Source organism: Sporomusa sp. (assembly GCF_035561255.1).
In the GTDB taxonomy this organism is placed as follows: domain Bacteria; phylum Bacillota; class Negativicutes; order Sporomusales; family Sporomusaceae; genus Sporomusa.
In genome coordinates this window covers 1-10,552 of record NZ_DATMXX010000340.1, presented here as the reverse complement: position 1 = coordinate 10,552, position 10,552 = coordinate 1, and the positions used below count along the sequence as shown (strand labels likewise).

General features: G+C 44.8%; 9 protein-coding genes and 1 tRNA gene. 9 read left to right on the top strand and 1 reads right to left on the bottom strand.

The annotated features are described in order from the left end of the window. Positions 1-150, top strand: coding sequence for a Spo0E family sporulation regulatory protein-aspartic acid phosphatase (locus tag VN379_RS25205; protein ID WP_414715019.1), 150 nt, complete (start codon positions 1-3; stop codon positions 148-150). Between the two features lie 354 nt (positions 151-504). Next, positions 505-1,827, top strand: a complete 1,323-nt coding sequence (locus tag VN379_RS19040; protein ID WP_325536731.1) for a hexokinase — start codon at positions 505-507, stop codon at positions 1,825-1,827. Between the two features lie 36 nt (positions 1,828-1,863). Here the strand turns inward: VN379_RS19040 and VN379_RS19035 are convergent, their stop codons facing one another. Next, the gene (locus VN379_RS19035) at positions 1,864-3,054 is read right to left on the bottom strand and encodes an alginate lyase family protein (protein ID WP_325536729.1); all 1,191 of its coding nucleotides are present in this window, start codon (positions 3,052-3,054) and stop codon (positions 1,864-1,866) included. Positions 3,055-3,244: 190 nt separating this feature from the next. Here VN379_RS19035 and VN379_RS19030 point away from each other — a divergent pair. The 7 genes from VN379_RS19030 to VN379_RS19000 all read left to right on the top strand — a co-directional run bounded on the left by VN379_RS19030 (position 3,245) and on the right by VN379_RS19000 (position 10,502). Beyond that, positions 3,245-3,321, top strand: a tRNA-Arg gene (locus tag VN379_RS19030). A 132-nt stretch (positions 3,322-3,453) separates the two neighbouring features. Then, positions 3,454-3,960 carry a hypothetical protein gene (locus VN379_RS19025; protein ID WP_325536727.1) on the top strand — a complete coding sequence of 169 codons (507 nt, stop codon included), beginning with the start codon at positions 3,454-3,456 and terminating at the stop codon, positions 3,958-3,960. Positions 3,961-4,209: 249 nt separating this feature from the next. Next, complete coding sequence (gene rsgA, locus VN379_RS19020; RefSeq protein WP_325536725.1) at positions 4,210-5,289, top strand: ribosome small subunit-dependent GTPase A; 1,080 nt, start codon at positions 4,210-4,212, stop codon at positions 5,287-5,289. A 139-nt stretch (positions 5,290-5,428) separates the two neighbouring features. Continuing rightward, positions 5,429-5,704 carry a CD3324 family protein gene (locus VN379_RS19015; protein WP_325536724.1) on the top strand — a complete coding sequence of 92 codons (276 nt, stop codon included), beginning with the start codon at positions 5,429-5,431 and terminating at the stop codon, positions 5,702-5,704. 1,091 nt (positions 5,705-6,795) lie between these two features. Beyond that, positions 6,796-8,049, top strand: a complete 1,254-nt coding sequence (gene ltrA / locus VN379_RS19010; RefSeq protein ID WP_325536722.1) for a group II intron reverse transcriptase/maturase — start codon at positions 6,796-6,798, stop codon at positions 8,047-8,049. Positions 8,050-8,218: 169 nt separating this feature from the next. After that, positions 8,219-9,601 (top strand): group II intron reverse transcriptase/maturase, encoded by a 1,383-nt coding sequence (ltrA, locus tag VN379_RS19005; protein WP_325536720.1) that lies wholly within the window; start codon positions 8,219-8,221, stop codon positions 9,599-9,601. A 175-nt stretch (positions 9,602-9,776) separates the two neighbouring features. Beyond that, positions 9,777-10,502 carry an SAM-dependent methyltransferase gene (locus VN379_RS19000; RefSeq protein WP_325536718.1) on the top strand — a complete coding sequence of 242 codons (726 nt, stop codon included), beginning with the start codon at positions 9,777-9,779 and terminating at the stop codon, positions 10,500-10,502. Positions 10,503-10,552 lie beyond the last annotated feature (50 nt).

Genomic DNA, 10,552 nt, shown 5'->3' with positions numbered 1-10,552 from the left:
TTGAATATCCTTGATATAATAGAATATTTGCGTAAACAAATGAATTTGCTTGCTATGTCTTATGGATTGTCTGATCCTCAAGTTCTGGAAGCCAGTCAGTTGTTGGACAGCCAAATAAGCAAATACTATCGCATTCAGCAGGATAATTAATCTGCTGGATTCAATTGCTTTATTTGCAGTATTTGTGCTTTTAATAGAGCATATAATGTGATAAGCAAGTGGAAGAAGGGGTTCTTTATGAGTTGGACCAGCCTTACCGGAATGGCTATAGTTGGGTTTATAGTTACTGACCAGTTTTATACTGCTGTTAATATACGTATGCTCTTTATCGCTGCCATTATTCTAGGTATGGTATGGCCAGATTTAAAACGCCTGTTAATACGCCAATACGTGCGGTTGATGCGGGGTATAAGGTTTATTTTTACACCAAGCAAATATTATAATAAGTAGCCTCCTCGTGGGGGCTTATTTAATATCTTATATTAACCCTGGAGGTAGATCGCCTTGGACAAATTACCTGCAGCTTTAGGGCTAATTGAAGAACAATTCACTGTATCTGCCAAGTTTATGCGGGATATCGCCTCTGGTTTCCAACAAGCCATGTCTGATGGACTTGCAGGAAGACAAAGCTCCCTTAGGATGTTGCCGTCCTTTATTAGCAATCCGACAGGCCGGGAGGAAGGCAAAGTGATTGCTGTTGATTTTGGCGGTACTAATGTTCGTGTATTACTGGTTGAATTGGCTGGTAAAGGTCGGGTTAATATCATTGATAAACGATCTGCTCTGCTTAAAGATAGGGATGGAATTTATGATTATACCTCGTCATCAGCCTCTGGCACGGAACTTTTCGACTTCATCGCCGGCAAAGTATCTGAGATTGCACCACCAGGTCATACTTATCCCCTGGGCCATACATTTTCTTTCCCATGCCGGCAGCATGGTGTCAATGAAGCGGTGTTAATCAGTTGGACTAAAGAATTTAAAACTACCGGTGTTGAAGGTCAGAATATTGGTCAGTTATTGCAGGTGGCGCTAGATCGTAGGGGGAGTGGACATGTTCAATCATTAGCAGTATTAAATGATACAACCGGTACCTTATTGGCAACCGCCTATACCGACACTGCTACTTCTATTGGGGCGATCTGTGGCACTGGTCATAATAGCTGTTATCTTGAGCCCTGTCATCCTCTCACCAGCCAACCTATGATTGTTAACCTGGAATCGGGTAACTTTGACGGGATCTGTCAGACAGAATATGACATACTCCTGGATCAAATTAGTGAGAAACCAAGTGCTCAGCGGCTTGAAAAGATGACATCAGGTCAATATTTGGGAGAACTGGTACGGTTGATTGTAAATTCGCTTGCAGTAGAGGGGCATATTAGTATAAGTTCAGACAGGGTAAGGACTCCATATTCGGTGTCTACCGAAGATATTTCACCAATCCTGGCAGATACAACACCAGAACTGAAAGCGGTGGCTGATATGGCAGCTAAACGCTGGCGGATAAATGGGTTAAGTCTCAGCGAGCTTGCTGCAATTAAGACTGCTGCATGGCTTGTTGCGAGGCGTTCAGCACGGTTAGCGGCGGCTACGTGGGCCGGAATATTGGTCAAGATTGATCCGGGGCTTACTAGACGGCATACTATTGCGGTTGATGGTTCGTTGTACGAGAAGATGCCGGGATATGCTGACAATTTATATACGGCTTTGGCTGAAATATTTGGGGATAAGGCTAAGCAGATAACCATTAAACTTAGTAAAGATGGCTCTGGTATTGGGGCAGCTATTGCTGCCGCCACAATATATAACACGAAATCAAAATAGATAAAAGGCTGATCATTGATGTGATCAGCCTTTTATCTATTTTGGTTCTGTATTTATCAGGAGAGGTTTGGGTGGGGAGCTTGGAATAGGTGCTGCTTTTGTAGCCGGTAAGGGCAAGCCGTAAAAGAGTGCTCGATAACTCACCCGGTCTACTTTGATTGCTGGATTGGTGTAAGTACTTGTCAGGTAGTTGGCATATAATGGCTCTTTATACCAGGTATAGGCTAATTCATAAAGATCAATAGCAGATATTCTTTGTGGTTGATCTAGGGGTTCAGTTATTGTTAGTGATGCGGTAAACATTGCTTTAAACTTAGGGAGTGACGTTAAATCATAGCCAAACCGGGGAGCGACTTCGGCTACTGTTGAGAGTGCAGAGAGTGTAGTGTAGTGGTTAGCAAGAGGATCTTCTGACCATAAACCAGTAGCGAGTACGCCTTTATCGACCTGTTCCGCAACGCCGAGTGGTCCTTCTATGGCCTCTTTATACCATAGTGAGTTATCAATCGCAAAGCCCAATAGGATACTGGCCGCATTTTCCCAGGAACGATTAGCGCTGATTTTATCACTTCTTTGAGCTTGTATAATATTGTATAAGGGGAGAATGAGGTCGTTTTCAATAGTTTGTTGTTCCGCAGTCGTTAGTGTAGGATATATTAGGTTATAGCCCCAGGCGATATTAGTTGCAAATTGGGTTTCATCAAGCAGTTGCAAGAATAAATGACCGTGACTATCTTTGTTGGGAGTTTTATATTCAGACCAGTTTTTCGCGTATTGTAGCAGGATATCCCGGCTAGTTGCTGCGTATTTATTGTCGCCAGTTAGGGCGTAAGCCAGTCCTAGATCTTTGGTCGTTCGGCTATTTCTCATATGTACATAAAAGCGTTGGGCAGCATCCAGTTTTTCACCACTATACTGTTTATTGTCTATTGGACAGCGGTGGACACCTGTTTTTTCATCATAGTTTAGCAATACACCCTGATTTGGGCAGCGGTAATCTTGGGCTAAACCAGCATATTCTTTAGGAATTTTGGCTGGTTGGGCTACAGCCCGGTCAGCTTGACGCAATAGAAGCAACAATGCTTTTTTTGCATCAAGATCTACTTGAACCTTTGCCTTAACGGTATCTATCTGTTCTGTAGTTAAAAATGAAACATAGGCTTGAGTCGAGGACGGCAAGCTGACAAACGTTAGATAGCATAAAACACAAAATATGAAACGAAACATGGCAAACCTCCTAGTTCACTTCTGATAATACATATTTCTTAAACGCAGGAGAAAATCCTGCTTTCAACAACTTGGCTATCTATTGCTTTAACTAAAATAAAGAGCTACTGTGTATCCTTAGGGAAAAACTTTCATGAGTGTTGACATTAGTTGATTTGCATAATATAATAGTCAAGTAGCATGTCAACATGACTCCGTAGCTCAGCTGGATAGAGCGTTTGACTACGAATCAAAAGGTCGCAGGTTCGAATCCTGCCGGGGTCGCCATTGATATTTCAAGAGTTTTACGAGGTTTTCGTAAAGCTCTTTTTTTCGTTTTCATAGCAGTTTTACAACTACCGTACAACAACGCGGCAGAAACTGAATTTTCTAAACTGTTAATTAAGTGGTGTTTCATGAGTGATCGGTGCGACCGGAAAGGAAGAATTAGGCCATGAGGCGATTTTTTCCTGGCCGAATACCAGGTCATTATCCTCCCAGGGCTGGCCCGCCGGTCTTGCTGGCAGCGATGGCTGCCGTCTGGCGTGCCTGGTGCTGCTTGATCTCAAGCATAGTGATTTCCGGCAGCGGCAGAACACGTCGGCGGGCAGTGGTTTTGGTGTCGTCCAGTTCCAGGCCGTTGTCGGTGATGATGACGGCCCGCTGGAAGCTGACGCTGTCGGTGATGAAATTGAAGTCTATCCACTTCAATCCCAACAGTTCGGAGCGGCTGATGCCGGTGGCCCATTCCGCATGAATGTGGTATCCGGTGAGGAACTCAATAAATATTTTGGCAAGGACAAAACCCCGCAGCAGATGAGAGCTTGCCCCGCCCGTAAAGAAAACCGAAAAAGAAAAGTAAGCACTTCGGGACATTTTGTCCAGAAGCGGCGGGTTTGGGGCAAGGCCCCAACAAGCGTTTTATGAGTATGTATACACATGAATTGCTTGCCGCTTTGCGGAAGGCCGGAGTAAGCGCAATATTCGCAAACGTTTTTCTTTCCAGCGTTTTTGTGGTAAAATGTTGATGAAACATAAAATTTATGTTAAAGGAGATACAGGTTTATGTTCAAATATGGTATATCGGAGATTGTAGCAAGCCGGGAGGTTTGTGTAAATTAGACGATACAAAAACCTCCCATAAGTTATAACTATAACTTTCAGGGGGATAAAAAATTGCATAGAATAGATATGAAAAAATTAGGGTTCACCGATAGGTTTGCGGCTGAATCTACTTTATATAATGGTCTTTATGTTGGGCGTGTTTTTTCTCAATCGAAAGATTTATATAAGGTAATGTGCGAAAACGGTGAAATGATGGCCGAGGTGTCCGGTAAAATTCGTTTTGAAGCGAAAACGCTATCTGATTTTCCGGCGGTAGGCGATTTTGTCATGCTTGACCGGGATGTAAGCGCAAGCGGGAACGCCATTATTCATCATGTGCTTTCAAGAAAAAGCGTCTTTATCAGAAAGGCGGCAGGAACATCAAACGACGAGCAGGTTGTGGCGAGTAATATCGACACGGTTTTCATATGTATGTCGCTGAATAACGACTTTAATCTGCGTAGGTTGGAGCGTTACCTGTCCATCGCTTGGGATAGTGGAGTGGTTCCCGTTATCGTTTTGACTAAATCGGATTTATCTGACGATGTGGAACAAAAACTCCATGAAGTGGATACTGTCGCCGTTGGCGCCGATGTTCTTGTTACCACGGCCATGCGTGAGGACGGCTATTTCCAGATAATGCGGTATATTAAAGAAGGCCAAACAATCGCGTTTATCGGTTCATCAGGCGTTGGCAAGTCTACTCTTATCAATCGCTTAATTGGAGAAGATAAGCTGGATACCAAAGGACTTAGAAATGACGATAAAGGGAAGCACACGACCACAAGGCGCGAGCTTATTCTGCTAAAAAATGGCGGCATAGTCATTGACACGCCGGGAATGAGAGAGCTTGGCCTGGAAAGTGCTAATCTGTCTAAAACCTTTGCAGATATTGACGAGCTTGCGTTTATGTGTAAATTCCATGATTGTACGCACGCCAGCGAACCGGGTTGTGCGGTGCAAAAAGCGATTTGTGACGGTACTCTTTCCGTCGAAAGGCTTTTAAGCTATCAAAAACTAAAGAAAGAGGCAAAATACGAGGGTCTTAATTTCAAGCAAATTGAAACTACGAAGCTGAATGAAATGTTTAGCGGTGTAGGTGGTATGAAGAACGCCCGAAGGTTTGCAAAAGGTAAAAATCGGGAAAGGTAAAATCTTTAAGAAAGGAAAATGGCTTATCATCCTATATTATTTGGAGTTGGTGTTATGCGGAGCAAAGGCTATCGCATAACAAACATGCTGTGAGATAGCCTTTGCTCAATCCTAAAACTACAATTTTAGGAGGAGCATAATGGGCTACAAGAACGCAGTTAGTGTATTTCCCGCCGATTTGGTAGAAGCAATACAACAGTATATTGACGGTGAATATATTTATATCCCACGAAAGGCAGAGAATAAAAAACGGTGGGGGGAAGTAAAAAACAGCAGGCAATATATTCAGGAACGCAACGAGATAATTTTTTCCCAGTATCAAGACGGTATTTCGGTTGAGAATATTGCAAGCTGTAATTACTTATCACCCAAAACAATCTACAAAATATTGGCTGATATGAAAAGTCAATGCTAAAGTGAGAGCGACATGGTGATTTTGCCGTGTCGCTTTTTTGTTGTGCGCCCGGCATGGGCGCAGTCTAAAGGGTGAAAGTCCCAAGCGCGGGTTAATAGTGCCAAGCGCATAGCCAAGAGCAAGGGTGTCCATCGTGAGATGGAATCTGAAGGAAGCTGGAGGCAAATCCCTGGTCTGACGAACAGAAACCACATATAAGGCAGGAAGAAACCGGGTAAGGTTGCAACACAAACCAAAGCCCAAAACTATTCGAGGTTAATCTTGTAGATGTGGCAGGTAGATGGGGAGAAAGACTGCGTTCTTACCCGGGGAGGTCTCACAGACATGTGGAGATAGTTCTTTTGAAGCATGGTTGAAACAAGATTTACTGTGAGAAGTCAGCAGAGGTCATAGTGTGCGCGTGGCAGCGCAGTTATCAGGCGGGTTAAAGTCCCGCTGAGTACCTGACTAGGGGACTCATATCCAAACTCGGGGGTAATGCCTCGGGGGCCGAGATAACTCGGAGGGCAGGGCGTCTACCGTGAGGAGAGTCCGGAGGGTTTGAGGAGAACTACCAGGCCGTAATCAAAGGAGGCTACTCCGAGGATGAACCGGTCGGCCAAAGATGGGACAAGGTCGAGCCTGCACTATGGAGGCGAAGGCGCTCTAGTCCACCCATCGCACCAAGGTGTTTGCGGGCGGCATGGTGGGGAAGATAATTGCGTGACCCACGGAGACCTCGTATCGTCTGAGTAAAGTACACCGATAAACAGGCCGGTGGATAAAAATAGCCGGAGTGCTGGTAGCTATGAACGAACACTCCATAGAACAACATAGCAACTCAGTAAAGCGTGCTATAAGGAAACCCCGAAATGCGTGCGGATGCGGTGCGAGGATTCGGAGAATCGAATAGTACTTCAACTAGCGAACAACAGAAACGCTAGGACTATCTAGAAAAGATAGCTCGGCCCATCCCAAAAGGAGGCAACCGAGGGGAAGGCGATTCGCTCAACTGACAGCCAATAGCCAAAGGAAGTAGTGAGTACGTTGCGAGAAAAGGAAAGTTCCTTTTGTGAAAGACCCGGAACTTGTAACCGAGGAGACTGAAACCGATGGAACTAATTGGCGCGACTCGAAAAACCAAAGTACACTCATTGATTGACAAAGTGTACCATTTAACCAATCTTCAACGGGCTTGGGAACGAGTCAAAGAAAACGATGGAGCAGGAGGAATAGATTCTGTAGACATTCAACAGTACGGAGCAGCCCTCGCTGAAAACCTAGGAATTCTGCACGAACAACTGAAGACAAGCGCGTATCGACCGATGCCTGTGCGCCGGGTGCAAATACCCAAGCGAGGGAACCCGGGAGAAATGAGGCAGCTAGGCATACCGACAATACAAGATCGAGTATGTCAGCAGGCACTCAAGAATCGACTGGAACCCATCTTTGACCCGACATTCCATGCCTGTAGCTTCGCCTATCGCCCGGAACGCTCCGCTCACGATGCAATGCGTAAAATATGGTGGGAGATTATGGAGGGTAATCGCTGGATAGTCGATGCGGATCTACGGGATTATTTTGGCAGTGTTAATCATGATAAGTTAATCGATATGGTAGCGGAGAAGATAAGTGACGGAAGAGTGCTGGCACTCATCCGCCAGATCCTCAAATCCGGGTATAAAGAGAAGGGAGTCCAGTACCCTACACCGAGCGGAACACCGCAAGGCGGGGTAATCAGTCCGTTACTGAGCAACATCTATCTGACGCCCTTTGACAACGAAATGGTTGCAAGAGGGTATAAGCTAACCCGTTTTGCTGATGATTGGCTCGTAGTGTGCCGGACAAAGGCAGAAGCGGAGCAAGCGCTTAAGGCGGCCAGAGAAATACTGCACGGTTTGGAACTGGAGATACATCCCACAAAGACCAGAATAACGCATATCTCCTACGGATTTGAGTTTCTCGGTTACAAAGTGAAACAAGGTAAAGGAAGAAAACTGCCAAAAGAAAAGCTCAAGACGACAACAAATCCGCTGAATCTGTATGCAATACCAAAAGAGCAATCAGTAGCACGGTTTAAGGAACAAATCAGAAAGCATACACGCAGACGGACGCCGCTGACACTGAAAGAAGTGATAGATAACATAAATCCCATCATACGCGGCTGGGGAAATTACTTTCGCAAAGCGCATGTCCGCAAGCTATTTAACAAATTGACGGGCTGGATCATCCATCGCCTACGGTCATTTATATACAGGCGTTGGCGGAATGTGGGCTGGAAAAAGCATTCAGAAGAAGTGCTATACGGCAAATTCGGATTGGTAAACTTGACGCAGATTATACCCAGCATTGGTGGCCGATCGTAGGGGGAACCCATCAGATGAGGAAAGCGGATTGCGGGAAAACCGCACGATCCGTTTGATCGAGCGGACGGAGGTAGCCACACGATGGCCGCCTCTTCCGACTCTACACCGAAGTTTTTTTTTCGGGAAGGACCGAACAATAATCGAGTTTTTGAACAAAGGAAGGTGAGTCATGTTAAGAGAGCAGAAAACCAGTAAAATGGGCTGCCCTTGCCAGGGTATGCTGGAAGCAGAGAGCAACAAGGGAGTGCGGAGCATGGCGGTACTGGAAATTGTAAAAGAAAACCGCGTAAATCTGTTAGAGGAAATACTAGACCGAAACAATCTCAATGCAGCTTACGCTCAGGTACTGCGCAAGAAAGGTGCAGGAGGAGTGGACGGAATGCAGGTTGGAGACATGAAGCGGTGGTTGAAAGAAAATAAAGAAGAATTTCTTAAATTGCTGCGAACAGGAAGATACACTCCACAACCAGTGAAAAGGGTAGAAATACCCAAACCGGATGGTGGAACCCGAAAACTAGGAATACCAACCGTACTCGACAGGTTGATACAGCAAGCAATAGCCCAAGTAGTAATGCCCATCTTTGAAAAGACATTTTCCGAAACAAGCTATGGTTTTCGACCTGGCAGAAATGCACACCAGGCGATAAAACAAGCAGAAGTATACTACAGGGCAGGATATACGAAAGTAGTAGATATTGACTTAGCGCAGTACTTTGATACGGTAAATCATGACATGCTCATCAACATGCTCCGCAAAGAAATCAAGGATGAAAGAGTGATTGCTCTTATTCGAAAATACTTGAAAAGCGGAGTTATGGAAGGCGGCATAGTCAGTCCCAGTGAAACGGGAACCCCGCAGGGAGGAAACCTGTCACCGCTGTTATCCAATATCTATCTGACGAAATTTGACCAACTGCTAGAAAATCGGGGTCATAAGTTCGTGAGATATGCCGATGATTGCAATATATATGTAAAGACAGAACGCGCGGCAAAGCGTGTCATGGCGAGCTGTGTGAAGTTTCTGGAGGGAAACCTGAAATTACAGGTAAACCGCCAAAAAAGCAGGATCGGTAGTCCGCTGAAAGTGAAATTTCTCGGCTTCTCCCTGCATAAGACGATGGGACAAATCGGAATACGAGCACATGGTAAAGTGATGAAACGCTTTAAAGAAAAGATCAAGCAAATCACTGGTCGGAGCCGCGGACGTAACATGCAAGATATGTTGCAAGGACTAAAGCAGTATACAACGGGCTGGTTGAATTACTTTTCGATTGCAGATATGAGTACCCATATGAGGGAAATAAATAAATGGATACGACGCCGACTGCGAATGTATCTATGGAAGCAATGGAAGAAGATAGCAACCAAGTTCATGAACCTGCAAAAGTTAGGACTGGATAAAGGTAAGGCATGGGAATACGCTAATACGCGCTTAGGATACTGGCGTATTGCCGGCAGCGTTATTTTACAGAGGACACTAACAGACAAATACCTCGAATCTCTAGGCTATATGAACATAGCGAAAAAATACGAGGTATTTCATTTACGTTAAGTTATTGAACCGCCGTATACCGAACGGTACGTACGGTGGTGTGAGAGGTCGCTGAATAAACTAATTATTCAGCTCCTACTCGATTCTGAATTATCTTGTAGGGTGCATTGTAATAATATAACTACTATAATTGATTTATAGCAGCAAGATAAAGGATTAACGGAGGAAGAATATTATGTACACATTTACAAATCAATTTATTTCCAGTCAGAATAACATGGAATTTTTGAAAGCTACCATGATGGGGCCTAATGCCATGCGAGTAGCAGAGGAATTAGCGTCATGCCTAAACGTCAATGAGAATATGCGTATACTTGACCTCGGTTGTGGGTGCGGTCTTTCCACGCTCTTGCTGACACAAAAATACGGCGTAAAAGTTTTCGCCGCCGACTTGTGGATTTCACCGACTGAAAACTATGAGCGTTTCAAATCTATCGGGATTGACGATAAAGCCGTTCCGATTTCAGTAGACGCGACCAAAGGATTGCCTTTCGCAAACGGATATTTTGACCTGTTGTTTACTGTGGACGCTTACCATTATTTCGGTGATACGGCGGAAATGCTCCCGTCGCTCATTCCTTTTGTGAAAAAGGGCGGCTATATCGCCGTGGCTATTCCCGGCTTAAAATACGAATTTGGGAAAAATGTTCCCGATGATATGCAGCCGTTTTGGAATAGTGAGATGGAAAGAACCCTGCACTCTCTTGATTGGTGGAAAGATTTGTGGAAGAGGGCCGAGGGAATTGAAATGGTGGACAGCCGCGAAATGGCCTGTTGCAGACAGGCGTGGAAAGAATGGCAGACCGGTTATCATCCCATTGTCGCTGAGGACATCAAAATGATGGAGGCTGAGGGCGGAAAGTATTTTAATCTTGTTCAGTTGATTGCTAAAGTCATTTGAATGGCGACCACATAATAAGAATCCTGCCGCTTGACGGTCAACAAAAAAAA

Excerpts from the sequence above, each read along its gene's own strand:
- VN379_RS19035 (WP_325536729.1), bottom strand. The coding sequence starts at position 3,054 with ATGTTTCGTTTCATATTTTGTGTTTTATGCTATCTAACGTTTGTCAGC.
- VN379_RS19015 (WP_325536724.1), top strand. The coding sequence starts at position 5,429 with ATGGGCTACAAGAACGCAGTTAGTGTATTTCCCGCCGATTTGGTAGAA.
- ltrA (WP_325536722.1), top strand. The coding sequence starts at position 6,796 with ATGGAACTAATTGGCGCGACTCGAAAAACCAAAGTACACTCATTGATT.
- ltrA (WP_325536720.1), top strand. The coding sequence starts at position 8,219 with ATGTTAAGAGAGCAGAAAACCAGTAAAATGGGCTGCCCTTGCCAGGGT.
- VN379_RS19000 (WP_325536718.1), top strand. The coding sequence starts at position 9,777 with ATGTACACATTTACAAATCAATTTATTTCCAGTCAGAATAACATGGAA.